The sequence below is a fragment of the Pseudomonas sp. R3-41 genome (assembly GCF_054161485.1).
The window spans coordinates 3,569,270-3,596,256 of record NZ_CP096421.1; the positions used below are offsets into that span (position 1 = coordinate 3,569,270).

Here is a 26,987-nt window from a genome sequence, read left to right on the forward strand (position 1 = left end):
CATACATGCCCAGTCCATTAGGTTACTCATCCATTTCGTACGCAAAGCTGACCGGCAACGCACAGGTCAATAGCTTGCTCTATGGCACTTTTTGGGCTGGCAGCTTGAGCACCACGTCCTTGACGTACAGCTTCCTGACCACGAGTTCATATTTCGCCAGCAACTACAGCAGCGACGATGAATACGAGGCTGGCTACGTCCTTTCGTCGGCGCAGAAGAATGGCATTGTCAGTGCGCTAGGCACATGGAGTTCGGTTGCCAACATCAAATTCCAGCAGGTGAGCGAGACGGCCAGCAACGTCGGTGATTTGCGGTTCGGCGGTTATCTGTACATGGACGATGACACCGCTGCCTGGGGCTATTTCCCGGGCAACACCCCCAGCGCGGGTGATGTCTGGCTGGGCCCCGTCACGAACAATCCGGCTCCCGCCAAGGGCACTTATGACTACCTGGTCTTTATGCATGAGATTGGCCACGCCCTGGGCCTCAAGCATCCGTTCTCGACAAGTGCGTCGAATTCCAGCGTGCTGGCCGCTCAGTTCGACGACGTCCGCTACACGATCATGAGTTACAACACCGCGTACGCCTACGAGCCCACCACGCCCATGTTGTTGGACATTGCCGCTATCCAGAGTCTCTATGGCGCTAACACCCAGTGGCAGACGGGTAATAACACCTACAGCTGGGCTGTCGGCCGATCGGTTTTCGAGACGATCTGGGACGCAGGCGGCGTTGACACGATCGATGCAAGCAATCAGTTGGCCGCGGTCCGCATCAACCTGAATGAAGGCCAGTTCAGCAAGATCGGCCAAGCGTTTCTAAACCTCAACACCCAGACGGCCTTCAACGAAGGCTTGGCGATCGCCTACGGTGCCAAAATTGAAAACGCAGTCGGCTCGGCCAATGACGACACGTTGATCGGCAACGCCTTGGCCAACGTTCTGAACGGTCGCGCGGGCAAGGATACGATGATCGGCGGGGCTGGCAACGACACTTATGTCGTCGAGAACATCGGTGACAGGGTGCAGGAAAGCAGCACGTTGGCCAGCGAAACCGATGCCGTCATCTCGTCGGTCAGTTATGTCCTGGGTGCCAATATCGAGACGTTGACGCTGGGCGCAAGCACCAATCTCAACGGTACGGGCAACTCGTTGAACAACCGCATAAACGGCAACGCCGGGGCCAATACCCTGGACGGCGGCAGCGGTATCGATACCTTGATGGGGGGCGCCGGTAATGACACTTACGTGGTCGACAACTTAAAGGATGTCGTCAGCGAAACCAGTGCCCTGGCCAGCGAAATCGACACCGTGCGTTCTTCGGTGAGCTGGACGCTGGGTGCCAACCTGGAGAACCTGATCCTGGCCGGTTCCGCCCACGTTAACGGCAATGGCAATGCCCTGGCCAATGTGCTGACCGGTAACGCCGGCAACAACGTGCTGAACGGTGGAGCCGGACGGGACACATTAATCGGTGGCGCGGGAAATGACATCTATGTGCTTGATCGGGTAGATGAACTGGCTTTGGTACAAGAGCGTGTCAGCCAGGGTAGCGACGGCTTGATCCTGACTTACGCCGCGAGTTCGTCGAGCAGCGTCCTTAACCTGAACCTGACCAATCTTCGCAACGTCGAAAATGTCGTCCTGAGCGGCACCGGGGCATTCACGGTGGTTGGCAACGACTTGAGCAACAGCCTGTTGGGCAACGCCTCCGTGAATAACCTTCAGGGCGGGGCGGGCAACGATGTCCTCAATGGTGGCGCGGGTACCGATACCTTGATTGGTGGTATTGGCAATGACACCTACGTGGTCGACAACCTCAAGGATGTCATCAGCGAAACCAGCACCCTGGCCGCTGAAATCGATACCGTGCGTTCCTCGCTGAATTGGAGCCTTGGCGCCAACCTGGAGAACCTCACGCTGGCTGGCAGCGCCCACCTCAATGGCAGCGGCAACGCCTTGAACAACGTGCTGACCGGCAACACCGGCAACAATGTGCTGAGCGGTGGGGCAGGCAGCGATACGTTGAACGGCAGCAGCGGTATCGACACCCTTGTTGGCGGCACTGGTAACGACACCTACGTGGTCGACAATCTCAAGGATATCGTCAGCGAAACCAGCACCCTGGCCGGAGAAATCGATACGGTGCGCTCCTCGGTGACCTGGACCTTGGGAGCGAATCTGGAAACTCTGATCCTGACCGGCTCGGCCCTGCTCAACGGCACCGGCAACGCCTTGGGCAACGTGCTGATCGGCAACGTCAGCAATAACGTGCTGAGCGGTGGGGCAGGCAGCGACACACTGGATGGCGGCAGCGGTATCGATACGCTTGTTGGCGGTACCGGCAACGACACTTACGTCGTCGACAACCTCAAGGATATCGTCAGTGAGACCACTGTCGTGGGCAGTGAAATCGACACCGTACGCGCCTCGTTGAACTGGGCCCTGGGCGCCAACCTGGAAAACCTTGTCCTGACCGGTTCCGCGCACCTCAATGGCACCGGCAATACCCTGAACAATGTGCTGACCGGTAACGCCGGCAACAACGTGCTCAACGGTGGAGCCGGGCGGGACACGCTGATCGGCGGTGCGGGGAATGACACCTACGTGCTCGATCGGGCCGATGAGTTGGCGTTGGTGCAAGAAAGTATCGATCCGGGCCGCGACAGCCTGACGCTCACCTATGCCGCGAGTTCGTCGAGCAGCATCGTCAACCTGAACCTGAGCAATCTGCGCAACGTCGAAAATGTCGTCCTTAGCGGCACCGGGGTATTCACGGTGGTTGGCAACGACCTGAGCAACAGTCTGGTGGGCAATGCCTCCGTGAATAACCTTCAGGGTGGGGCGGGCAACGATGCCCTTGATGGCGGTGCAGGTACCGACACGTTGATTGGCGGCCTTGGCAATGACACTTACGTGGTCGACAACCTCAAGGATGTCATCAGCGAAACCAGCCCCCTGGCCGGTGAAATCGACACCGTACGTTCCTCACTGAACTGGAGTCTGGGCGCCAATCTGGAGAACCTCACGCTGACCGGCAGCGCCCACCTTAATGGCAGCGGCAACGCCCTCAACAACGTGCTGATCGGCAACACCGGCAACAACGTATTGAGTGGCGGCGCAGGCAACGACAAACTGGATGGCAGCAGCGGTATCGATACGCTTGTTGGCGGTACCGGCAATGACATCTATGTGATTGACAACGCTCAGGATGTCGTTAGGGAAACCAGCACCCTGGTCAGCGAAATCGATACGGTGGTTTCGTCTGAGAGCTGGTTCCTGGGGGACAATCTGGAAAACCTCACGCTGACGGGTACTGCCTTCATGGGCATTGGCAACAACCTGGACAACGTGTTGATCGGCAACGCCAGAAATAACTCGCTGAGCGGTGGTGCAGGCAATGACACACTGATCGGCGGCCTGGGCGGTGACAACCTCAGCGGCGGAGCCGGAGCCGACCGATTTGTGTTCAACACGCTGAGCGATCTTGGCAATGATTTTGACCGTGACTACATTTCCGACTTCAGTAGCTTGCAGGGCGACAAGCTGGATCTGTCGAAACTGGATGCCAATCTCCTGACCGCGTTTGCCGACACGTTCAGCTTCATCGATTCGAATGGCTTCACCGCAGCAGGACAACTGCGCTTCGTCGACCAGGTGCTGTACGGCAACGTCAATGGTGATCTGGGCGCGGACTTTGAAATCCGGCTGGCGGGTGTCAATACCCTCAATGCCAACGATCTGATCGCTTGATGAAGCGGTTTCGGGCCCTGTGAAAAAGAGGGCCCTTGATCGCTGAGTGCGGCGCCTGATCTTATTAATGTCGACCAACATCAAAAACATTGACTGTTACGATGATGATCATCATCATAAGCCTGCCAGTCGATGAAGCGCGCTGATGTCGGATCCTTGGACACCACAGTTGCGATCTTCTGACCGGATACCTCGATAACCGGAAGGAAACTCATGATGATCAATAAACCCGTTGCGTTGGTGACTGGCGCTTCATCCGGCATCGGAGAAGCCATCGCCCATAAGCTCGTTGCGGCAGGCTACAACGTCTATGGCACCAGCCGGCGAGGCGCGCGTGCCGGCCACCAGGGCTTTCCACTGCTGATGCTGGACGTCACCGACGATGCCAGCGTCGAAGCGGCCATCCAGGAGCTGTTTCGATTGGAGGGGCGGATCGATCTGCTAGTCAACAACGCCGGCTTTGGCATTGCGCCCGCAGCGGCGGAAGAGAGCTCAATCGAGCAGGCCAAGGCCCTTTTCGATACCAACTTCCTCGGCATCGTACGCACGACTCGTGCGGTGGTGCCGCATATGCGACGCCAGGGTGTTGGACGCATCATCAACATTGGCTCCATCCTCGGCGTCGTGCCTGTTCCTTATGCCGCGCTCTATTCGGCCAGCAAGCACGCGGTGGAAGGTTATTCCCAGGCGCTGGATCACGAGTTGCGTACACACGGCATCAGGGTCACGGTGGTCGAGCCCGGCTATACCAAGACCCAATTCGAGAACAACAACCTCCAGCCCGACGCCAAGCTCGACGTGTACGCGGACATTCGGATAAAAGTGACCAAAGTGGTGAACCAGGCCATGGCGACCGCCGACGGTCCCGACGTGGTGGCCAATGTGGTGCTCCAGGCCGCGCGCGCCGCACGGCCGAAGTTGCGCTATACCGCTGGCAAGGCGGCTGGTCAGTTGCAGTTCCTGCGCAGCTTTGCTCCGGCGCGCTTGCTGGACTCGGGTATCCGCAAGGCGCTGCAGCTCGAAACCAAATGGCCGTCCCAGGCACACTGATGCTAACGGTTGTTGCTCCTGTTGCATTGCAGGGCAGCGCTGACGATCGGTTTGAACAACAGGATAAAAAACATGACATTCAAGGCGCTGCTCACGAGTAAGACCGGCGAAGCGATCTCGACGCAACTGGTCGACTTCAAAGACGAGGACCTGATGGCCGGTGACGTCACCGTTGCGATTGAGTTCTCGACCGTGAACTACAAGGACGCCATGGCCCTGAGCGGGCGCTCGCCGGTCATACGCCAGTTTCCACTGATTCCGGGCATCGACTTCGCCGGAATCGTCGAAACGTCCAGCCACCCGAGCTTCGAGGCTGGCGACCGCGTGCTGGTCAACGGTTGGGGGCTGAGCCAGACCCACCATGGCGGCTTTGCGCAGAGGGCACGGGTAAGCGGCGACTGGCTGGTGAAGATCCCGCAGGTATTCTCCACCCGCGAAGCCATGGCCATCGGCACCGCTGGCTACACGGCGATGCTCAGCGTGTTGGCGTTGGAGCAAGGCGGGCTGACCCCGGATCGGGGCGATATCCTGGTCACTGGCGCCAGCGGTGGCGCCGGCTCGGTGGCCATCGCGCTGCTGTCGGGCCTGGGTTATCGAGTGGTTGCCTCAACCGGGCGTCAAGAGGAAGCCGATTATTTGTACGGCCTCGGCGCGACGCAGGTCATCGACCGCAACACCTTGTCCCAGGCGGGGGCACCGATCGGCAAGGAACGCTGGGCCGGCGTCATTGATTCGGTGGGTAGCCACACCCTCGCCAATGCCCTGGCGCAAACCCAATACCGTGGCGTTGTCGCTGCCTTCGGCCTGGCCCAGGGCGCGGATCTGCCGGGCTCGGTGCTGCCATTTATCCTGCGCAACGTGACCCTGGCCGGTATCGATTCGGTCAATGCTCCACAAGCGGTGCGCTTGCGAGCCTGGTCGCGACTTGCCCAGGACCTGGATTTGAGCAAATTGGCCCGCACCACCCAAGTGGTTGGCCTGGCAGAGGTTCCGGCTGTTGCCGGTCGGGTGTTGGAAGGCAAGGTGCGCGGACGCACGGTTGTGGACGTCAACGCATGAACAACGCTTCCCGCGCTTTCCGTTACCTGGCGACCGTTTCGGCGCTGTTGTTTTTTGCCTTGGCGGCCATCTGGTTGTTCGCCCCGGCCACGTTGCTGGCCAACTGGGGCGTGGTCTTCGACGGCGGTGTCACGGGGTTGGTAGGCCGGCGCGCGGCACCGCTCTATGCAGGCATCGGGGTTGCGCTGCTGTTGGCGCGCAATGCGCCGCCCTCGCCAGGACGCACCGCCGTGGTGGCGGGGTTCGTCACCACGTGCCTGCTGCTTGCGCTGTTGGGGCTGGGCGAGTGGGCCGTGGGCCATGTCGAGGCGGGCATCTTGCCGGCGGTGCTGGTGGAAGTTGCCCTGGCGCTGGGATTCTTGTTCGTCGTTCGTGCCGAGGGCAGGGCGAAGGCTCATGGGTAAAACCCCTGCGGATGACGCTAAGCACCACAACGTACTGGCATCCTCTTCCAACGCCTCATCAAATCACAGCATGCGACGCAGGACATCGTTTCGAGGGTCGCGGTCATAAAACCGGTGCTTGAGGGCGCCGGCGACGTGCAACAGGATCAGGCCGAGCAGGGTATAGGCGAGCACTTTGTGCAGCCACTGGAAGACGACGAACCAGTCGTCATTCTTGCCCAGCAGCTCCGGAAGGTTCACCCCAAAGAAAAACACGCCGTCGCTCATCGTGTAGGTGCTCGACATCGAGTAGCCCATCAACGGCACGATCACCAGTAGCGCGTACAGCGTACGGTGCGCAAGTCGTGAGGAAACCCGCTCATAGCGCGCCAGCGTCTCCGGCGGTTGCGGCAGCCTGGCCGTTTTCACCCTCAGGGCGATCTGGACCAGGACCACCAGGAATGCCAGCACACCAAAGGATTTGTGCCACGGGTAGTAGAGTTCATATTTGCTCGCCACTTCGTCATCGAGCCCCGTCATGTGCCAGCCCGCCCAGAGGAGGCCGGCGATGAGCACGGCGCGCACCCAGTGCAAAATCCGCAGGGACGTCGGATACCGATCGATTATTGTTTGATTTGCCGGATTCATCGCGGTCTCTCCATCCATCATCAAGGCATCGAAAATGCGCGGTTGAACGGCCACCCTCTACGGCACAGCGGCTTGGAAGGTGGCCGGGTCAATGCGGGTTATTTTGAGCTGGGCAGCAGTACGGTAATGACCTTTTCCTCGGTGTAGGCCAGCGCGCCGCTGAATCCGCCTTCTCGGCCAATGCCGCTGGCCTTGACGCCGCCCCAGGGCAGGTTGGCGTCCAGTGGGCTCCAGCAGTTGATGCCTACGGCACCGGCCTTGATTGCCGCCGCGACGCGGTGCGCTCGCGCCAGGTCGCTGGTCCAGACCGTGGCCGCGAGGCCGTAGGAGGAGTCGTTGGCCAAGGAGATCGCCTCATCCTCGCTGTCGAACGTGATCACCGTGCCGACGGGGCCGAAGATCTCGTCCCGGGCGATCGCCATGTCATTGCGGGCGTTGGCGAAGATCGTCGGCCGGACAAACCAGCCTTGTTCGGGGTTCGATACACCGCCGGCCAGCAGGGTCGCACCTTGGTCGATGCCCAATTGGATGTAACGGTTGACGCGATCCAATTGCGCTTTCTTGGCCACCGGCCCCATCTGCACGCCCGCTTGGCGAGGGTCGCCCACCTTGACGGCGCGCGCGGCATCGGCCAGCGCGGCGGCGAAGCGATCGGCGAGATTGCGTTGGACCAGGATGCGCGAGCCGGCCGCGCAGACCTGGCCCTGGTTGGCGAACAGGCCGAGGGTGCAGCCGAACAGCGCGTCGTCGAAGGAGGCATCGTCGAAGACGATCTGCGGGCTCTTGCCGCCCAGCTCCAGGGCCACGCGCTTGAACAGCACGCCGGCGGTGCGCTGGATCTCGCGGCCGGCTTCAGGGCTGCCGGTGAAGCTGATCTTGTCGACATGGGGATGTTCGCACAGGGCACGACCCACCTCGTTGCCGTAGCCGGTCACGACGTTGATCACGCCGTCAGGGAAACCCGCTTCCTGGGCCAGCGTCGCCAGGTGCAAGGCCGACTGGGGTGTCTCTTCCGACGGTTTGATGACCACGGTGCAGCCCGCCGCGAGCAGAGCGGCGAGCTTCCAGACGGTGATCATCAGCGGTGAATTCCAGGGAACGATGGCGCCGACCACCCCCACGGGTTCCCGCACCGTGTATGAAAGGGACTGGGTGCCGAAGTAGCCGCCGGAGGGAATGGTCCGCCCCTCGAGCTGGTTGGCCCAGCCGGAGGAGGCGCGCAGGTTGGCGACCGCATTGGGCACGTCCAGCCGGCGTGGTTCGATCGGCGAGCGGCCGATGGCGTCGGCGTCCATATCGGCCAGCACGTCGGTGTCGCGCTCCACCAGATCCGCCAGTTTCGACAGCAGTCGAGCGCGCTGGGCGCCGTCAAACTGGCTCCAGGCGCCACGTTCGAGCTGGTTGCGTGCGGCCGCCACGGCACGGTCCACGTCTTCAGCGGTGCCTTGGGCGCAACTGCCGTAGACCTGTTCTGTGACCGGGTTGACAAGGTTGATGCGGCGCCCGTCAGAGGCTTCGAAGGACGTACCGGCGATGAAGTGTTTTAAATGCTTAGTCATTTTTGGAGTCCATGGGGTGATGGGCAGCGTCGAGACATCTCACGCCTCGAGGGCGTCCAGGGCGTCGCCGAAGATGTCCAGTGCCTTGAAGAACAGTGCCCGTGAAATCGTCAGCGAAGGCATGACCCGCATCACGTTGCTGTAGCGCCCGCAGGGAATCATCAGCACGCCGTGGCTGAGCAGGTAACCCATGAGCTGGCCGATCTTTTCCGGTGCCAGTGGCGCCTTGGTGGTCGGGTCCGAGACCAGCTCGATGCCGATCATCAGGCCGCGACCGCGGACCTCGCCGACCAACGGGCTGCCGAAGCCACGGATACGCTCCTGCGCTTCCAGCCCCAGTGTGTGAGCGCGGTTGAGCAGATCGAGCTCCGGGTCCTGGAGGATGCTGATGTTGGTCAATGCCACTGCAGCGGATAACGAGTTGGCGGCGAAGGTGTTGGGCATCGATCCGTCCGGAATCGCCGCCGCCAGGTCCGAACGCATGATCAGGCCGGCCATGGGCAAGTCGCTGCCGATACCCTTGCCGAACGTGAGCATGTCGGGCTTCACGCCGGAATGCTCGACCGCCCACATTTTGCCGGTACGCCCCGCACCGGACTGCACTTCATCGACGATCAGCAGTGCACCGCTGCGGTCGCAGGCCTTGCGCAGCAGTTGCAGGAATTCTGGCGAGGGGGGAACGTAGCCGCCTTCGCCTTGCACCGGCTCCACGATCACGGCAGCCACGTCGTCGGCGGCGGTGTAGGGGGTGTTCAGCAGGTAATCCACGTACTCACCGGCGATCTGCTCGGCGCTTTTGTGGGTGGTGTCGAAGGGGAAGCGATAGGCATAAGGGTAGGGCGCGTGAATGACGCCACCCATCTGGGCCCCGTAGCCCTTGCGGTAAGCCGTGCCTGTGGTGAGGGCGCCAGACGCGTTCCACACGCCGTGGTAGCCACCGTGGAAGGCGATGATCTGGTGCCGCCCGGTGACGCGCTTGGCAAACTTGATGGCCGCCTCCAGCGCATCGCTACCGCTTTGGGTGAAGAACGTGATGCAGTCGCCGCGCAAGCCGTCGGGTGCGATCTCGGAGAGCTTGGCGGCCAATTCGGTGCGCCGGGTGCTGTTGACTTCCAGGGCATGCATCAGCACTTCGGACTGTTCGCGAATGGCCTGCACCACCTTCGGGTGGCAGCGACCCACGCTGCTGACGCCCACGCCCGCGGACAGGTCGATGTAGGTGTTGCCATCGGCGTCCTTGAAGGTCGCGCCGAACGCCCGGTCCATGGCCACCGGCATGCGTCCGCCTCCGCGCGCCATCGACTCGGTACGCGCCGACAGCGCCAGGGCCTCGGTGGTCTTGGGGCCGGGAATGGTGGAGGTTATCCGCGGGGCGTCCGCGAAATGGAGGGATTCAAGTTTGGCTTCACTCATGACGGTCTCTCAGGATGTCGGTTTCAATGTCTCGATCATCCTCGTGGCCCGTTCCTGGCCGGTAGCCCGAATCGGCACATTGGGAGGCTGCCGCATCCCTTCCTTTCGAAGATCTGGCGGTCATAAAAGAAAATTTGCAGAATTCTCTTAATATGAGAATATCGGTCGTGAAGGCGATCTAAAAACAAGAATATTGGCCGAGGCTTTCGTCATCATGAAAAACCTGAACATCAGCCACTTCCACGACATCCATGTCCACGCAGCCACCGTCCAGGAGTGGAGCCAGGACTACAACCAGCTGACCGCTGGTTCGGCTGAGAGCTCACTGATCCAGTTGACGACGCCGCGCTGCCACGTCTTTCGCGAGCAGATCAACCAGCGTGTCGTGCAGCACGGCGTGGCTCCTCGGGGCAAGATGTGCTTCGCCGTACCGATCACGGTCCCGGGTACGATCCGGATGCAAGGGCGGGAAGTGGACGACAGCAGCCTGTTCTTTCTTCATGGTGGCGAGGAGTTCCTGTTCCACATGCCGATGGGCATGGAGCTGCTGGCGATCACCTTCGAGCGTGAGTTGTTCGAGCAAGCGTTGGCGCAAACCGCGTCGGCCAAGGAAATCGGTCAGTTGTTACGCCAGCCGGTGATCAGGCTTCCCACCCAACGCTACGCCGGGGCTCGCCGTCGAATGCTGGCGGCGTTCTCCCAGGCGCTCTTGAGCGAAGAACTCGACAACGCACAAGACCGGGAAATGGCACTGGAGCAGACCATGCTCGACGAATTGCTCCAGTTGATGACCGACCCCGCCTGCGACAAGCACCAGCGCGCGCCCAGCTCCACGCGCAGTTACATTGTCGAAAAATGTCACCGCCTGGCGACCGCGCAATCGAACAACGTGCCCAGCGTGGATGAGTTGTGCCAGCGACTCCAGGTGAGTCGCCGTACCGTGCAGAACAGCTTCCGTTCGGTGACCGAGACGACGCCGGTCAATTACCTGCGCTCTGTAAGGCTCAACGGTGTGCGCCGAACCTTGATGTCCACCCCAGCGGCGCATCTCTCCATTGGCGATGCCGCAGCCCAGTGGGGCTTCTTTCACCTCAGCCATTTTGCGGCCGAGTACCAGGCGCTGTTCGCCGAGCTGCCATCCCAGACCACGCGTGCTGCCATCGGCGGTTGTGCGCTTGCTTGAGCATTTGCCTGCACAAGGACGTAGAAAAGATGAATAGCCTTCGCCGCCTGCTCAGGGTCTTCGACTTGTTTCGCCCTGAACGGCCGGTCATCGATGTGGACGTCATTTGCCGGGAGCTCGGCTACACGCCTGCCACCGCCTATCGTTATCTACGCGAACTCGGCGACGCGGGTTTCTTGAAGCGATTACCGCGGGGCTATGCGCTCGGCCCACGTATCGTCACGCTGGAGCATCAGATGACCCACTACGATCCATTGCTGGCCTGCAGCCGGGGCCTGGTCGACAAACTGGTGGCCGACACCGGCCTGGATGCGCTGGTCAGCGAATGGCATGGCGACTCGGTGGTTAATGTGCTGATCCAGCGGGGCTCCGACGCTGGCCCGGAGGGGGGCGACCGAGGGCGGCCGATCGATCTTTTTCACAGCGCGACCGCTCGGGTCGTATTGGCCTATCTGCTGCCGCGTCAGATTCGCCGCATCTACGACTTCCACGCCAATCCCGCGCAAGTGCTGCATCAGGAACTGGAGTGGAAGCCGTTCACCAAAGGGCTGCTCGCCATCCGCAAACAGGGCTATTGCATCAGCGAAAGCGAGCTGCACCCGGGACGCAGTGGCGTCGCGGCACCGATCTTCGACGAAAAACGCCGAGTCCTCGGGAGCATGACCCTGGTGGGGCGCAGCGAGCGGTTCCGAGCGTTTCAGCAGGACTACCTGTGCGACTTGGTCACCGGCGCGGCGTCGCAACTGACGGCGCGTATTGCCCAGCAGTGAAGTGAGAGGGGCCACACGCCCTCATGTCTGTCAGTTAAGCGAAACAAAGGCGGGCAATAACCCTGTGGCGAGGGAGCTTGCTCCCGCTGGGTCGCGAAGCGTCCCTGTTTCTGGGGCTGCTACGCAGCCCAGCGGGAGCAAGCTCCCTCGCCACGGTTTGTGTGTCTGTCCGTGGTATCCACTTAACTAACTGGCATTAGCCCCACGCCAGGCTTTTTTGAGGCGAGCGCGGCGATTACCGATTTGGGCTAATGGGGCGTTCAGGGAGAGGCATAGGATCGAATCCAGCGTGCAACAAGAACAATAATGCTATCGGGTGACGGTGAGCATTTGACAGCACCGATCCTACAGCGCCTGCCTCATACAATAAGGTCAAGAAAACATGAGTGTACCTCTCCCGGTCAATAGCTCCACGGAGCTCAAGCGTGGGGCCTTGGGTGTCGGCTTCATCATCTTCTTCGTGGTGTCGGCGGCGAGCCCCTTGAGTGTCATCGCCGGCGGCTTCCCCATTGGCATCATGCTGGGCAACGGCGCCGGTACACCGGCGTTGCTGATCCTGGCCTTGCTGGTGTTGCTGGCGTTTTCGGTGGGCTATACCACCATGTCCCGGCATGTGACCAACGCCGGCGGTTTCTACGCGTTCACCTCCCGCGGTTTGGGTGGCTTGGCCGGTGGCGCAGCGGGAGTGTTGGCGATGTTTGCCTACAACATTCTCCAGGTCGGCTTGTACGGCATGTTCGGCGGCGTGGTCAGCGGCACGATGGCCAGCGTCTTTGGCCTGGACTTGCCATGGTGGACCTATTCACTCCTGGCGATGGCGAGCATCGCGATTCTTGGCTATCGCAAGATCGACCTGTCGGCCCGGGTGCTGTCGGTGATCGTGATCGCCGAATACCTGGCGATCCTGCTCCTGGATTTTGCGATCCTGAGGACCGGTGGCGACAGCGGCATCAACCTCGACGCGTTCGATCGCAGTCACGTGTTCAGCGGTACGCCGTCCATCGGCTTGCTGTTCTGCTTCGCGGCGTTCATCGGCTTCGAGGCCACCACCATCTACGGCGAAGAAGCCAAGAACCCGGAACGGACGATCCCGATTGCTACCTATTGTTCGGTATTGCTGATCGGTGGTTTCTACGCGCTGTCGGTCTGGTCGATGGTCATCGGTGTTGGGGCGGACAAGATCGTGTCCACGCTCCAGGCCTTGCAGGACCCGACGACGTTTATCTATGGCATGTCCGACCACTTTGTCGGTCCGCAGCTGACCCAGGTCATCCGCGTGCTGTTCATGGTCAGCATCTACGCCGGGCTGCTGGCGTTCCACAACGCCGCGGCCCGTTACTTCTACGCCATCGGACGTGACGGTTTGCTGCCCAGCCGCTTGGGCACTACCCACCGTGTCCACCAGAGCCCGCACATGGGCTCGGCGTTGCAGAGCTTGATTTCCGCCGTGGTGGTACTGATTTTCGCCGCCATGGATGCCGACCCGATCCTGCAACTGTTCGCCTGGCTGTCCAACCTGGCGACGTTGTGCGTGATTCTGCTGATGGCGCTGACTTCCGCCGCGGTCTGGGTCTTTGCCCAGCGCCACCCCGAACTCAAGCTGGGAATATGGCGTGGACGGATTTTGCCTGGTTTCTCTTGCGTGGCCCTGTTGGCGGTCCTGTTTATCGCGGTGGTGCATTTCGATGTGCTGACGGGTGCGAGCAAGGCTTTGTCATATGGCCTCTGCGCGATCATTCCGGCGGCGTTGCTGGTGGGTGTGTTCCTGGCGGCGCGACTGCGCAAGGTGGAGCCGCAGCGGTATTGGGTGTTGGGGAGCCATAAGCTCTAGGCGCCTGCACCGTATCGATGGCGCAAGCTCCGGTGAGCACTTACTGATGCATCTCCGTCACGGACATGGTGAATACCAACTTGGATTTGCCAGCGTTGGAGTAGGAATGGGGAACATCGGTCTTGGCCACTGCCGAGCTCCCCGCAGGGATGACCAACTCCGTTTCCCCTACCACGCATTTGAGCGTGCCTTTCTCCACATGAAAAAGTTCAAGCGTGCCTTGAGGGTGCCCAGGTGACGCGAAGGCCTCGCCTGGATGCATTTCCCAGCGCCACAGCTCGATCATATTGGGGCCGGACGTTCCTGCCAGAAGTCGCGCCGTCCCTCCCTGGTCCCCGGTCCAGAGCGTGGGGATGTCCTGGCTGTTGATGATATGGGCAGAGGGGGCTTCGGTCACATTGACGATGTCTGCAACGGACAAACCCAGCGCGGCTGCGATTTTGCATAGGATGCCAATGCTGGGGTTCGCCGTACATTTTTCAATTTCGACGACCATTCCCTTGCTTACCCCTGAGCGCCGGGATAGCTCATCCAGGGTGATCTTCTGTGCCTTGCGTGCCTGTTTGAGCGTGCGCGCGACGGCCAGGCTGACGGCTTGAGCATCAGCACCTGGGGCCGTCGACAGGCTGGTATTCATGGTCATTGATGAGGGTCATGCTGAGAAGAAAATGTGCCGGGATTCTCGGTCTATACGGATAGGCCCGTCAATCGACCCATTCGTTATAGTGGGTGATACTGGTCATTATATTGACTTTGCTGGTCGGCGCTGGATAGCATGAAATGACATTTGGATTCCTGGAGGTTTTTAATGCTGTCCGTCCTGCCGTTAATCGATCGAGCCGTTGCAGAGCTGGTCCCGGGGTTCAGGGCTCTGAGCATTGTGGTGCAAGCGGCGCCGCTGACCCATCCTGAGGTTGCTCAGGACGCGTTGGACCGGGCTTGCAAGGCAGTGCGGGAGGGTGGGCCAAGCTGGGGCGAAGCACATTTGGCAGCGTGGGCCGATACATTCCGAAAGTTTGGGGCCAAGCCGCAGCGCACGCCTTGTTCTGCCGAGGCGTTGCGTAAACGGGTGTTGCGCGACGGCAGCTTGCCTAGCCTGGATCCTATCGTCGATCTCTACAACGCCATCAGTCTTGAGTACGCCATCCCTGTTGGCGGGGAAAACATCGAAGCTTATGTGGGCTCCCCACGGTTGGTAGTCGCCGATGGCACCGAGCCCTTTGACACCCTGAAAGAAGGGGGGCCTGCTGTCGAGTATCCAGACGCCGGCGAAGTGGTCTGGCGCGACGACAAAGGCGTGACCTGCCGTCGCTGGAACTGGCGGCAAGGTGTCAGGACCCGTCTCGATGCGGATGCGAAGTGCATGTGGTTCATTCTGGAAAGTTTGCCGGCGATGCCGCTTGAAGCGTTGACGGAAGCGGGGGACAAACTGATCGAAGGTTTGCAACGAATGATGCCTGGCGTCCAGATCGAGAGTTCGCTGATAGGGGCTGGGGCTAAATAGTCGACAGATAATCCTGGGCAAGTGAACAGGCAAGTAAGCTAGGCTGTTCGCACGAAAGGCCGTCGGTATTCGACGGCCTGAAAACAAAGGCGCTATGAATGTCGAAGCATGTGCTGTTGGGCTGGACCCGTTCCTTGTGCGTGCTTGCTGTCTTGAGCGGCGCGGCCACCCTGGCAGTTGCTGCCTCGCCTGAACAAACCGCTACGGCGGCATCGGACACGCAATCGGTGTCCCTGGCAGGCGGCAAGCTGAAGTTCGTGCTCAACGGCGTCGAGACCCGTATCTTGAACAGCGAGAACGGCGGCACGATGTACTTCGATCCGAAAAGCGAGCGGGCCATCATTGTTACCGAAGGTCCGGCGCCGACTGCGGGCACTACCCCGGACGCTGCGTTTCGCCTTGCCGTGGATACCTTGAAGGAAAAGCAGCAGGCCGCGTCACCCAACTTTCGCATGACTAGCGAGAAGATCATTCAGGTGAACGGCTTGGAGATGCACCGCCTGGACGGCACCGACGATTTCAACGGCCTGCAACTACTGATGGCCTCGTTGATGACGATGAACGATCAGAAGATCACCATCATCGAAGTGATGTCCAGCGTAAACGACCCGGCCGGCCATACCGCTGCGTTGAAGAACATTCTGGGCGAGTAAAGTGGAACTCTATTACAGGCTATCGGGGTCCCCAAAAAACATCTGAATCCGCGATCGCAACCAGCGCTCCCCCGGATCATTGTCCTGGGAGCCGCGCCAGGCCATGTGCAGTTCGAAGCTGCGTACCGGTATGGGCGGGTCTTCGGCGCGTACGCCACCGGCGGCGGTCAGTGCGTCGGCGGTGTAGTCGGGCACGGTGGCGATGATGTCGGTACCCGCCAGCAGCGTGCTCAAGCCGTTGAACTGCGGCACGGCCAATACGACATGGCGCTTGCGGTCGAGTTTCGCCAATTCCTCATCAATGAAACCGCTCAAGTCCCCTGCGAAGGAAACCAGGGCGTGGGGGCGGGCGCAGAATTCGTCCAGGGTCAGTCGCCCCGGTGCGGTGTCGGCCCGCAGCACTTTGGGCATGCTGCGCCGCAAGACCTTGCGCTTGGCGTTGGCCGGCAGGTCGTCGGTGTAGCTGACACCGATGGAAATTTCACCGGAGGCCAACAAGCCCGGCATCAGAATGTAGTTGACCCGCCGCACCACTAGCACGATGCCTGGCGCTTCGGCCCGCAGGCGCTTGAGCAGCATCGGCAGCAGGGCGAATTCGGCGTCGTCCGACAGGCCGATGCGAAACACCGAGGTGCTGGTAGCCGGGTCGAACTCCGCAGCGCGGCTCACCGCCGTGGAAATCGAGTCCAGGGCTGGGGAGAGCAGGGCGAAGATCTCGACCGCCCGGGCCGAAGGCTCCATGCTGCGGCCGGTGCGCACGAACAGCGGGTCATCGAACAGGCTGCGCAGGCGCGACAGCGCTGCGCTGATGGCCGGCTGGCCGAGAAACAGCTTCTCGGCCGCGCGGGTCACGCTGCGTTCATGCATCAGTGTTTCGAACACGATCAACAGGTTCAGGTCGACACGCCGCAGGTCATTACGATTCATCTGGGGTCCTGGCAGGTTCAGCAAGCTTGACGTCGGCGGCCATATGGGAACAATGGCCGGCATGAATCTTACGGGGAAAGGCTGGTACTCTGCATCGGGTAAATGCATTTTCTTAGGGATAAGTCTTACAGGACTGATTCGGTTTTCTTGCTGCGGAATCAATGACAGGCATGTCGACTATTAATAGCCACTGATGGTCTTGGCTACAAAGCCCGGATAGAGTTCATGGCATTAGAGGTTACTTTGACGAGGTTTGCGATGTCCCGCACGATCCGTTTTCACAAGTTTGGTGGTGCCGAGGTGCTCAAATGCGAAGAGCATGCGGCGGCTCTTCCTGCGCCAGGAGAAGTGCAGGTCCGCGTCGAAGCGATCGGCATCAGTTGGTACGACACCTTGTGGCGCCAGAACCTGGCGTCGTCCCAGGCACGCCTGCCTTCGGGCCTGGGCCATGAGATGGCCGGCGTGGTCACGGCCGTCGGCGACGGCATCGATGACTTGGCCGTGGGCGATAAGGTCGCCAGTTTCCCGGCCGAGAGCCCGAATGATTATCCCGTGTACGGCGAAGTGATCGTGCTGCCGCGCACCGCTCTGACCCGTTATCCCGACGTGCTCAGCCCGATCGAAGCCGCCGTGCATTACACGCCGCTGCTGATCGCCTATTTCGCCTACATGGACCTGGCGCGGGTCAAGCCGGGGCAGTTCGCCTTGGTCACCGATGCCAGCCATTGTGCCGGCCCATCCTTTGTCCAACTGGGCAAGGCCCTGGGTGTGCGGGTGATTGCGGCGACCAAGACGGCTGACGAACGTGAATACCTGCTGTCGCTGGGTGCCGAGAAAGTCATCGTCACCGAAGAGCAGGACTTGCTGATGCAAATCAACAAGCTCACCGACAATCGTGGCGTCGATGTCGTGTTCGATGGCCTTGGCGGGCCGCAGATGTCGCTGTTGGGCGATGTGCTGGCACCCCGTGGCAGCCTGGTGTTGTACGGCTTGCAGGGCGGCAACCAGACACCGTTCCCGGCCTGCGCGGCGTTCCAGAAGAACATTCAGTTCTTCGTGCACTGCATCGGCAATTTCACCGGCAAACCGGAACTGGGCATCCTCCAGGACCAAGTGGCGTTGCAACGCGCATTGCGTGATATCAATCAACTGACCGCCGATCGCGTGCTGTTGCCCCTCAAGACGCGGGTCTTCCCGTTCTCCGAGTTTGTCGAAGCTCACCGGTACATGGGCGAATGCCCTTGCCGCGAGCGCGTTGCCCTTCAGGTCGTCGACCCCGCCTGATACCTGTCTTGCGCAAGAGTCATCGCCCGGGCTCTTGCGCCGCCTTCGGCTTGATCCCCGTTTTTCCTTTCCCCCTGCACCCGCTGGCTGGCGGCGGTGTGTACATGCCTTGCAGCACCCATCTGTGGCCTGTCCCGGTTCGCTCAGTTACCGAAACAGCCGAAAGGTCAACATCTGAACTGGTTTTTGCCCTCAATCTGTATCTTCTAATCATTATTTAAGTCCTGATAATTGAACGCTTGATTTCCATATCAAGGAAGAAGTCGTGGTGCGGTATAACTTTTTCGAAGGCCTTCATCCTTCAAGACACATTCAAGGTGCAACGAGCGTTTATTGGAGCGGGGCTATCTATCGAACCTGGGGAAAACAAGGTGGGGTAGAGGGTCTATTCAAGTTCGGCAAGTTCCTTATTTCGCGTACTCATTATCTGTGGGACGTTGTCGGAAATCTCCTAGGACATGCCCCTGGCTTGGCGAGGCCCCGTATTTACGCGGCCCGCGGCGGGGGAGCCAAGGAGTGTCGGGTGACTCTCTGCATATGTATCAAATAATTACGGCAAGCACCGCTTGAGCGTATTGCTAATACTCTTTGAGTACTAGAACGATCCATTCAGATCAACACGTCGCGCGGTCACGTTGGTGCGGGTGCGGCGCCGATAGTTGAATTTCAGGTAAATAGCTATGAGTGCAATTCATGAGCAGGCAATGACTCACGTGTATCAACAGATACTGCAACGCTTGTTGGGTTTTTATTCGAGGGCCGAACGGACCGCGTTGCAGCTTTTGATCCAACGATTGATTGTCGCCGCCGGAGGCATCGACCGGATTGGCGATTATCGGGTGTTGACGGTCCAGAACGGCAGCCGGGAGGGCTTTTACGTGCTGACCGCTTTGCGGGCCGCACAGCTCAGCATCGCGGGCCGGCATCCGGTGACCTTCGCTTTGCGCGTCGCCACGCCGCGCTTGAGCGAGACCACCCAGGCGACATTGGAGAACATCCATCGCTGCTACAGCGCGCTGTTTGTCTATGACGATCCCCGGGTCGAATTGCTGATGGCGGATAACCGCGAGGTGTTGCCGTTCAATCACCGGCAGCCCTTATCGGTGGCGGGGCACGAGGCCAATCGCATGGATCTGCTGGCGTTGGGACACCTTCGCTCGGTCGACGGCCCCCTTGAAATCGGGGGGGAAGGCTACCTGGCGATGACCGAGTTCTATCGGCACATGGCCCGCTGGGAGCCTGGCGTGGATTCGATGGTCAGCAGCGATACGCCGCGCCAGCAAAAACTGTTTATTTCGGGCCTGCGCCGCGCGGCCCGCAAGATCGGTTTGCCGATCGACAACATTGGCTGTTTCGACAGTCTCTTTGCGCACCTCGATACCTTGAACAACGATCTCTACGAACATTTCTACGGTCCCGAGCGCCTTGGCGCATGGAAACCCGAGGGGCATTACGAGGCCTGTCGGCGGATGAGCCACATTGGCATCGACGACCTGATCGTCGATCGCCAGGAAGGCACCAATTGGCCGCTATTCAACGAATTCCTGCGAGTACGGACCGACCACCTCATGCCCTCGGCGATCGAAAACGAATACCTCAGCCCGCTGCTGTCAGCTCATTTGCATGGGCTGCAGGCTTGCTACGTGCAGGGGCGCAGCTACGAAACGGGGTACGGCGACTACGTGCAGCGGGCGATCATGATCATGCATCGCAAGCAGTTGCCGGAACATGCCTGCGAGCAGGCTCGGGCGCTGTTCGGCTCACCTTCGTCGATTCCCGAGCGCCGCGCCTACGCGGCCCTTGATGCACAAAAAAAACTCGGCCTCAGCGAAACGCAACTGGTGTGCATGCTGTTCGCCCCGTTCGTGGGGCAGGGCGCGGGCCTGGAAGATTTCCTGCGTTGTTGCCACCCTGGCATGCTGGTGGCACTGCCGGACCTGCACAAGGCCATGCAGGGCGCGCCCGTTGCCGATCAGATCGCACATTGGATGGTCGACGTCAGTGGCCTGCCCGTCGGTGTCCTTGGCAAACTGTACCAAGCGAGCGTGGCATCGCCGGACCAACCGGAAACGGTTCCGGGCGGCGATCTGCAACAGGTCCTCGACGACATCGACACGGCAGAAGCCGGGCAGGCCGCCGATGAGCCGCACGAACACTCGGCAAGGCACTGAGGAACGCGGTTTGATGGAGTCGTCTACCTCCCGCCCGATCATGATGCCCGGCGTTGCGACCTGGCCGCCTGCAATCCGCTCTCCTGGCGTGATCCGATGAAAGGTTGCCGGGAGACAGACTTCGCCTACCAGGCGGTTTATCGCTACCTGACCACGCTGATCAACGAAATGGAGGTCGATGCGCGGGTGCGCCTGCCCTCGTTGCGGCAATTGGCCGAGCGTCTGAATGTGTCGATATCCACCATTCAGTACGCGTATTCATTACTGGAGAAGGAAGGGCGGGTCTATTCGATCGCCAAGTCCGGTTATTACGCACTGCCGGCACCCAGCACGACTACCCTGGACGGCGGCGGCGATTTACTTGAAACGTTGTATGTCAACGCCCGACGGCCAGGCATGCTGGTGCTCAGCGCGGATGAGCCGGCGTCGATGCAGCCATTGGACAGTCCGATGTTGTTGCTCGAGCGCGAGCTGCTGCGCCAGTATCCACGTTCCTCGCAGATGCCTTCGCAACCCTGGGGCGAGCTGGAACTGCGCACCGCGCTGGCGGCCCGCTACACGTCTTCGCCGGCCCGTTGCTGGAACGCCGATGACGTCTACATCGGTGCCGACCTGCGGGGTGTCCTGGAGATCCTGATTGGCGTACTGGCACTTCGGGGCGCCACCGTGCTGATCGAATCGCCTTGTGACTGGGTCGTGTTGCGCCTGCTCCAGGCCGCTGACATCAACCTCATCGAGTTGCCACTGCTGGCCGGCGGGGAAATCGATATCGAGCAGTTGGAACAACTATTGGAAAGCGAAACGGTACGTCTGGTGATGTTGTCGTCGCTCCTGAACATGCCAACGGGGTCGTTCGTTCCCGAGGAAAACCGTCGTGCCATCGCGCAGTTGCTGGAACGGCACGGCACGTGGGTGCTGGAGAACGACAGCCATACGGACTTGGCGTTCGAGGCCGGGGCGACGCCTTTTCGGGACTTGCTCGACCCGGATCGGCTGATCGTCTATTCCACATTCGAGAAGACCATCGGCCCAGAGGCGCCATACGGCTACGTGTTGTCGCGCCAGTTGACCCTGCAACTGCAGCGACATTTCCTGCTCCGTGCGTTTCGCCTGTCGCCGATTCGCCAGAAGGCCATCGCCCGGCTGTACAGCAACGGTCGGATTGACCAGCATTTGCTGGTGTTGCGGCGCCTGCTGCGCGAAAGTGCGGTTTCGACCACACAACTGCTGCGCGAGCGGCTGGAGGATAGCTTGCAATGGGTGGAACCCCAAGGTGGCGCGACGATCTGGATGCGCTCGACGCGAAGGGTCGACTTGCGGCGGGTGTTTCGTCGGCTCCTGGCCCAGCGAATCGTCATCGCGCCCGGAGAACTGTTCAGCCTTTATGGCCTGTATGGGCAACATATGCGCCTGACCCATGCGCTAAATGGGCCACAGGACCTGGACGCGGCACTCTGCGCGTTGACCGACGCCTTGAGGCTCGAGCAATCGTAATCGGCGGCGATGGATCGAACCCATCGCGCCATGGTCGAACTGTCAGTAAACTGCACCCCATTTCCCGAGCCATTCCACTCAGAGGTTTTGCATGACAGTCAGTCCATTTGCGGGCAAGCCGGCACCGGCAGAGTTGTTGATCGATATCCCGCGACTGGTGACGGCCTACTACACCGGCCGACCCGATGCCTCGGTTGCAACCCAGCGCGTGGCGTTCGGCACCTCCGGCCACCGCGGCAGCTCCTTTGACCTGGGCTTCAACGAGTGGCATGTATTGGCAATCAGCCAGGCGATCTGCCTGTACCGCGAAGCCCAGGGGATCAACGGACCGTTGTTCGTCGGTATCGACACTCACGCGCTGTCGACCCCGGCGGGCGCCAGCGCATTGGAAGTGTTCGCGGCCAACGGTGTGACCGTCATGATCGCCGAGGGGGATGAATACACCCCGACGCCAGCGGTTTCCCACGCCATTCTCTGCTACAACCGTGGCCGCACGTCGGGCCTGGCGGACGGTATCGTCATCACGCCGTCCCACAACCCGCCGCAAAGCGGTGGCTACAAGTACAACCCTACTAACGGTGGCCCGGCCGATACCCACATCACCAAGTGGATCGAAGCCAAGGCCAACGAACTGCTGGCCAACCAGCTCGCTGGCGTCAAGCGCGTCAGTTACGAGCAGGCCCTGAAGGCCGATACCACCCACCGCCATGACTACGTCAACACTTACGTGGCGGACCTGATCAATGTCATCGATTTCGATGCCATCCGCACTGCCGGGCTGCACCTGGGCGTCGACCCGTTGGGTGGCGCGGGCGTACGCTACTGGCCAGCCATTGCCGAGCATTACCGCTTGGACCTGGAGGTGGTGAATACCCACGTGGATTCCACCTTTCGTTTCATGACCGTCGACTGGGACGGGCAGATCCGCATGGACCCATCCTCCAGCCATGCCATGCAAGGGTTGATTGGCCTGAAGGAGCGTTTCGACGTGGCCTTCGCCTGCGACCCGGACCATGACCGCCATGGCATCGTGACGCCGTCCGGCGGCCTGTTGGCGCCGAACAATTACCTGGCAGTGTCGATCGACTATCTGTTCCAGAATCGCCCGCAATGGCGCGCCGATGCGGGCGTGGGCAAGACGGTGGTCAGCAGCGGCCTGATCGATCGCGTCGCCAAGCGCCTGGGGCGCCGTCTCTATGAAGTGCCGGTGGGCTTCAAATGGTTTGCCGATGGCCTGTTCGATGGCTCCCTGGGCTTTGGCGGTGAAGAAAGTGCCGGTGCTTCGTTCCTGCGCAAGGATGGCGGCGTCTGGAGTACCGACAAGGACGGCCTGATTCCGGCGTTGCTGGCGGCGGAGATGACGGCCCGCACCGGTCGCGATCCGAGCCAGGCCTACCGCGCCTTGACCGACGCGCTGGGCGAACCGTTCTCGGTTCGCGTCGATGCCAAGGCCAACCCGCAGCAGAAGGCGCTGCTGAGCAAGCTGTCGCCGGACCAGGTGACGTCTACGGAACTGGCTGGGGAGAAGATCCAGAGCATCCTCAGCCATGCGCCGGGCAATGACCAGGCCATCGGCGGCCTGAAGGTCATGACCGAAAACGGCTGGTTCGCGGCGCGTCCGTCCGGTACTGAAGATATCTACAAGATCTACGCTGAAAGCTTCATTGGCGATGCGCACCTCAAGCAATTGGTGGCTGAGGCACAAACGTTGGTGGATGGGGCTATCACTAGCAAGTAACGCCTGTGCAAGTGATGCCTGTGATGTGAACGTGTGGCGAGGGAGCTTGCTCCCGCTCGGTTGCGCAGCGACCGCCAAAAAAAGCGGGGCCGCTGCGCCCGAGGCGTCGGACCGGCCCAGCGGGAGCAAGCTCCCTCGCCACAAGAGCAGCAGGACAGCGCAGGGATCAAGCCAGGTCTACGAGCACGATTTCGCTGTCTTCGATCGCGGTCACTCGCAATACCTGTTCAGCTTCAATCGCAACACCGTCTCGAGCTTGTGCGCGTAATCCATTGATTTCTATCGATCCTGTGGCTGGCACAAGATAAGCTCGTCGCCCGGCGTCCAGCCGATACTCCGCACTTTCACCCGCCTTGAGGTTGGCCGCGACCAACCGCGCGTTGGCGCGAATGCGCAGGCTCTGGTCATCGCCGGCCTTGCCGCTGGCCAGGGTCACGAAGCCTTCGCGCGAGTCCTTGGGAAACGGTTTGGCGCCCCATGACGGTGCCAGGCCTTCTTCGTTGGGAATGATCCATATCTGGAAAATGCGCGTGGCCGTCGATTCCAGGTTGTACTCGCTGTGGGCAATTCCCGTGCCCGCGCTCATGACCTGTACGTCGCCAGCCTCCGTACGGCCCTTGTTGCCCAGGTTATCCTGATGACTGATGGCGCCTTCGCGAACATAGGTGATGATTTCCATGTCCCGGTGCGGATGTTGAGGAAAACCACTGCCGGGGGCAATGACATCATCGTTCCAGACGCGCAGATTGCCCCAATGCATGCGTTGCGGGTCGTAGTACTCGGCGAACGAGAAATGGTGGTGGGCATCCAACCAGCCGTGGTTGGCGGCACCCAAGGTGGCGAAGGGCCTGAGTTCGAGCATGTTCGTGTCCTTTTCGCTGAAGAGCGAAAGCGAGGGTTGATGGCGCTATTTTCGCCAAGGAAACCATCGATAAAAAGCGTAAAAAACGTTTCAATCCTATCGTTTATTTAGATATAAAATCGCGAGCCAACTTTCACTTCATCGCCTAAACCCATGACTTAAAAGCTTTTGGGTGGAATCTGGCGGCAAATACAGAGACCATAGCCGTCATGGTTCTTGAACACCGGAGTCCCACGTGTCGCAACACACTCCCGATCTTCCCCCCGAGCTGTTACCCCTGGCCCAGATGCCGTTGCTCAAGCGCCTGGCCGCTCGATTCTTCGGCCATGGCCTGACGCGCCTGCGTGCCCAGCACCGGGCGTCCTGGTTGCACGGCCAGGCCGATGGCTTTCGCAGCGGCCATACCGCCGGTTTCGACTATGGCTATAAGGAAGGCAGGGCCGAAGGGCTCGAAGAGGGCCGTCAGGTGCTGTTGATCCGCGATTCGCGTAGCACGGAGCACCCGGCACCCCAGGTGGATGATTTGTTGTTCGACGACTGGCGTCTGCCACTGACCGCCGATTTGAAGAAACGCATCAAAGCGGACGTTGCTCGATTGCTGCCGGCGCATGCGCAACCCAGTGCAGCGCAATGGAAGATGATTTTCAGCGACACACCGTCCACGTCGGTGGTCGCCGGGGCGGGTGCGGGCAAGTCCACGACCCTGGTGCTGCGCATCGTGCTGCTGTCCCACTACTTGGGCTTCGAACTGGATTCGATGACTGTGGTGACGTTTACCCGGGAGTCGCGCAAGGATTTCATTCGAAAGCTGATCGAAGTGTTCGGCCTGTGGGGGCGAACTGTCAGCCTGAAGGAAGCTCGCGATCTGGTTCGAACCTTCCATTCGCGTATCTTGCCCATGGTGCGCAGCTTGCCTGGGTTCGAGCGCCTCCAGGCCTTCGAGACCCTGAGTCATCGCGCCGAAGCGGACGACGCCCAAGACAATCCTTTTGACCTGCGCATCAATGACGTCCAGCGCCAGCAACTCAATGCCTGCTATTACAGCCTTTACCAGCGGGACGCGCGTTTCCGAGAGCTGATCCAGCCGTTGTCCCGCCATGCCCTGCAGCTCAAGGAACTGGAGCGCGATCACCCGGATGTGCAAAAACGGGTGGCCGTCACCGAACTGGCGGCCCAGCGCGACGAAGAATTGTGCGACGCCGTCGAAGACCTGTGGTTTCGCGCCGGTGCCTGGCCAATCAAGGGGATCGAGCCAAAGCGACAGACTTTTGAAATCAACGGTTCTCGATTCCATAGTCACGGCTACGCACCGTCACTCGATGCCTGGGTGATGCTGGGCTTCGATCCGCGGGAAGACGCGCGGCTCGGTCGTCCGGGCGCCAAGTTGAGTATCCGCGCGGAGTGGGCGGTAAAGCGTACCTTGTTTCAAGCTTTCTGCCGTAAGCCACTGATCTGGCTGGAAAGTTATGAGGCATCAAAGCGTGTGTTGGCCACAATGGCCGGGGATGCCAGCGCCGGGCCCGGGTTCGACTATAAGGTCAAGGGCGAGCTGGGTTCGGCACCATTGCTGGACTGTTTTGTCGCGGCGGCAGGCTTTATCGAGAACCTTGGGCTTGACGTCCCGGATGCCGTGGGCCGGATGTCCTTCGCCCAAGATGACCCTGATCGATATTTTTTCGAGGCGCTGAGTCGCTATTGGCGAGCCTTCGAAGACCATTTACTCGATCAATCTCCACCGATCATGACTTACAACCGCATGTTCGCGTTGTTTAGCGAACATTCGCCGGAAAACTTCAAGTTGCTGGGGGATGCCTTGCTCAGGCCGCTTTCGCATCTGATGATCGACGAATTCCAGGACGTGTCGCCGCAGATCGTCTCCTGGCTTCGCGCCAGTCTCCGCGAGGTCCGTAGCCGTGGCCCAGCGCTGCATGTGGGGCGCGGCGCCCAGCGCTCTTCCTTGCTGTGTGTCGGGGACGATTGGCAATCGATCTATGGCTGGCGCGGCAGTTCGCCGAGCTATTTCATGGCGTTCAACAAGCAATTCCCGTCACCCGCGACAACTCGGGTCATGCTTACCGACAACTACCGCAGCCATCAGCACATCATTGACGCGGCCGAGCACATCGTACGTGCCGCTGCGGCGATCCCTGGTAAAAAGGCCAAGGCCAGCGGCATGCCTCGTTCGCTGAGTCCGGTCAATGTGCTGGATCGAGACGATGAAGGCCTGGCCCTGCGATTGGAGGAGCATTATCGCAAGGGTGACTCCATCTTGATGTTGTATCGAAAAAGTAGCGACAAGCTATTGATAGAAAAGAATATTCAGTCAGTAGTTAATGTGGATTCTAGCTTGCCTTACGATGCTCGGCGGCTCAGGCAGATGACTTACCACAGTGCCAAGGGGCTCCAGGCTGATGCAGTGTTCTTGTTGGGTGACTGTCAGCACTTGAGCAGTTCACCCTACAAAAATCAGGTTTATCGAATGGCTGGGCTGGGGCAGGACGGGGATGCCGAGCCTTACGACACGGCGCAAAAAGATGAAATCTTGCGTTTGGCGTATGTGGGGATTACTCGTGCGGTGCAGCATTGCTACTGGTATGTCGATGGGCAGGATGGGCAGGCGGCCAATGGACCTAAGGCTTCGGATCGTGTTGCTGCGGATAAGCCTTTTTTTGTTGACCATCGGCGTGTTCGTAAGGGTTGAGGCTT

At 60.5% G+C, this 26,987-nt stretch carries 20 protein-coding genes; 14 read left to right on the plus strand and 6 right to left on the minus strand.

The window, feature by feature from the left end; translation table 11 throughout:
* Positions 1-5: 5 nt before the first annotated feature.
* The 4 genes from M1D99_RS15815 (at position 6) to M1D99_RS15830 (ending at position 6,265) form a co-directional block, all read left to right on the plus strand.
* The gene (locus tag M1D99_RS15815; RefSeq protein WP_434570115.1) at positions 6-3,752 is read left to right on the plus strand and encodes a M10 family metallopeptidase C-terminal domain-containing protein; all 3,747 of its coding nucleotides are present in this window, start codon (positions 6-8) and stop codon (positions 3,750-3,752) included.
* A gap of 216 nt (positions 3,753-3,968) precedes the next feature.
* Complete coding sequence (locus M1D99_RS15820; protein WP_434576484.1) at positions 3,969-4,802, plus strand: oxidoreductase; 834 nt, start codon at positions 3,969-3,971, stop codon at positions 4,800-4,802.
* A gap of 72 nt (positions 4,803-4,874) precedes the next feature.
* Positions 4,875-5,861: an acrylyl-CoA reductase (NADPH) gene (gene acuI, locus M1D99_RS15825; protein WP_434570117.1), complete on the plus strand. Its 987-nt coding sequence runs from the start codon at positions 4,875-4,877 to the stop codon at positions 5,859-5,861.
* A complete protein-coding gene (locus M1D99_RS15830) occupies positions 5,858-6,265 on the plus strand; it encodes a hypothetical protein (protein WP_434570119.1) in 408 nt (135 codons plus the stop codon). The genes acuI and M1D99_RS15830 overlap by 4 nt, the downstream gene beginning before the upstream one ends.
* A 63-nt stretch (positions 6,266-6,328) precedes the next feature.
* Here M1D99_RS15830 and M1D99_RS15835 read toward each other — a convergent pair whose 3' ends face one another.
* The 3 genes from M1D99_RS15835 to M1D99_RS15845 all read right to left on the minus strand — a co-directional run bounded on the left by M1D99_RS15835 (position 6,329) and on the right by M1D99_RS15845 (position 9,864).
* On the minus strand, positions 6,329-6,892 hold the full coding sequence (locus M1D99_RS15835) for a cytochrome b (protein ID WP_434570121.1): 564 nt from the start codon (positions 6,890-6,892) through the stop codon (positions 6,329-6,331).
* A 98-nt stretch (positions 6,893-6,990) separates the two neighbouring features.
* Positions 6,991-8,451 (minus strand): aldehyde dehydrogenase family protein, encoded by a 1,461-nt coding sequence (locus tag M1D99_RS15840; RefSeq protein ID WP_434570123.1) that lies wholly within the window; start codon positions 8,449-8,451, stop codon positions 6,991-6,993.
* A 39-nt stretch (positions 8,452-8,490) separates the two neighbouring features.
* Positions 8,491-9,864 carry an aspartate aminotransferase family protein gene (locus M1D99_RS15845; RefSeq protein ID WP_186706735.1) on the minus strand — a complete coding sequence of 458 codons (1,374 nt, stop codon included), beginning with the start codon at positions 9,862-9,864 and terminating at the stop codon, positions 8,491-8,493.
* A gap of 214 nt (positions 9,865-10,078) precedes the next feature.
* Here M1D99_RS15845 and M1D99_RS15850 point away from each other — a divergent pair, with 214 nt between their 5' ends.
* The 3 genes from M1D99_RS15850 to M1D99_RS15860 all read left to right on the plus strand — a co-directional run bounded on the left by M1D99_RS15850 (position 10,079) and on the right by M1D99_RS15860 (position 13,648).
* Positions 10,079-11,047, plus strand: coding sequence for a helix-turn-helix domain-containing protein (locus M1D99_RS15850; protein ID WP_434570126.1), 969 nt, complete (start codon positions 10,079-10,081; stop codon positions 11,045-11,047).
* A gap of 29 nt (positions 11,048-11,076) precedes the next feature.
* Complete coding sequence (locus M1D99_RS15855) at positions 11,077-11,817, plus strand: IclR family transcriptional regulator (protein ID WP_250965290.1); 741 nt, start codon at positions 11,077-11,079, stop codon at positions 11,815-11,817.
* 382 nt (positions 11,818-12,199) lie between these two features.
* Complete coding sequence (locus M1D99_RS15860) at positions 12,200-13,648, plus strand: APC family permease (RefSeq protein ID WP_434570128.1); 1,449 nt, start codon at positions 12,200-12,202, stop codon at positions 13,646-13,648.
* Between the two features lie 40 nt (positions 13,649-13,688).
* On the opposite strand, the gene M1D99_RS15865 is transcribed toward M1D99_RS15860, so the two are convergent.
* Positions 13,689-14,291, minus strand: coding sequence for an XRE family transcriptional regulator (locus M1D99_RS15865; RefSeq protein ID WP_434570130.1), 603 nt, complete (start codon positions 14,289-14,291; stop codon positions 13,689-13,691).
* Positions 14,292-14,456: 165 nt separating this feature from the next.
* Between M1D99_RS15865 and M1D99_RS15870 the strand changes: the two genes are divergently transcribed.
* Both M1D99_RS15870 and M1D99_RS15875 read left to right on the plus strand, forming a co-directional pair.
* Positions 14,457-15,152 (plus strand): B3/B4 domain-containing protein, encoded by a 696-nt coding sequence (locus M1D99_RS15870; protein ID WP_434570132.1) that lies wholly within the window; start codon positions 14,457-14,459, stop codon positions 15,150-15,152.
* A gap of 98 nt (positions 15,153-15,250) precedes the next feature.
* The gene (locus M1D99_RS15875; RefSeq protein ID WP_434570134.1) at positions 15,251-15,805 is read left to right on the plus strand and encodes a DcrB/PsbP domain-containing protein; all 555 of its coding nucleotides are present in this window, start codon (positions 15,251-15,253) and stop codon (positions 15,803-15,805) included.
* Between the two features lie 12 nt (positions 15,806-15,817).
* Here the strand turns inward: M1D99_RS15875 and M1D99_RS15880 are convergent, their stop codons facing one another.
* The gene (locus tag M1D99_RS15880) at positions 15,818-16,732 is read right to left on the minus strand and encodes a LysR family transcriptional regulator (protein WP_053187697.1); all 915 of its coding nucleotides are present in this window, start codon (positions 16,730-16,732) and stop codon (positions 15,818-15,820) included.
* Between the two features lie 258 nt (positions 16,733-16,990).
* Between M1D99_RS15880 and M1D99_RS15885 the strand changes: the two genes are divergently transcribed.
* The 4 genes from M1D99_RS15885 (at position 16,991) to pgm (ending at position 23,419) form a co-directional block, all read left to right on the plus strand.
* Positions 16,991-18,016: a zinc-dependent alcohol dehydrogenase family protein gene (locus M1D99_RS15885; RefSeq protein WP_053119386.1), complete on the plus strand. Its 1,026-nt coding sequence runs from the start codon at positions 16,991-16,993 to the stop codon at positions 18,014-18,016.
* Positions 18,017-18,696: 680 nt separating this feature from the next.
* Positions 18,697-20,187: a hypothetical protein gene (locus tag M1D99_RS15890; RefSeq protein ID WP_434570137.1), complete on the plus strand. Its 1,491-nt coding sequence runs from the start codon at positions 18,697-18,699 to the stop codon at positions 20,185-20,187.
* 96 nt (positions 20,188-20,283) lie between these two features.
* Positions 20,284-21,681, plus strand: a complete 1,398-nt coding sequence (locus tag M1D99_RS15895) for an aminotransferase-like domain-containing protein (protein ID WP_434570139.1) — start codon at positions 20,284-20,286, stop codon at positions 21,679-21,681.
* A 91-nt stretch (positions 21,682-21,772) separates the two neighbouring features.
* On the plus strand, positions 21,773-23,419 hold the full coding sequence (gene pgm / locus M1D99_RS15900) for a phosphoglucomutase (alpha-D-glucose-1,6-bisphosphate-dependent) (protein ID WP_186706754.1): 1,647 nt from the start codon (positions 21,773-21,775) through the stop codon (positions 23,417-23,419).
* A gap of 166 nt (positions 23,420-23,585) precedes the next feature.
* On the opposite strand, the gene M1D99_RS15905 is transcribed toward pgm, so the two are convergent.
* On the minus strand, positions 23,586-24,281 hold the full coding sequence (locus M1D99_RS15905) for a pirin family protein (RefSeq protein WP_186706756.1): 696 nt from the start codon (positions 24,279-24,281) through the stop codon (positions 23,586-23,588).
* A gap of 235 nt (positions 24,282-24,516) precedes the next feature.
* Between M1D99_RS15905 and M1D99_RS15910 the strand changes: the two genes are divergently transcribed.
* On the plus strand, positions 24,517-26,982 hold the full coding sequence (locus M1D99_RS15910) for a UvrD-helicase domain-containing protein (RefSeq protein WP_434570142.1): 2,466 nt from the start codon (positions 24,517-24,519) through the stop codon (positions 26,980-26,982).
* Positions 26,983-26,987: the final 5 nt, after the last annotated feature.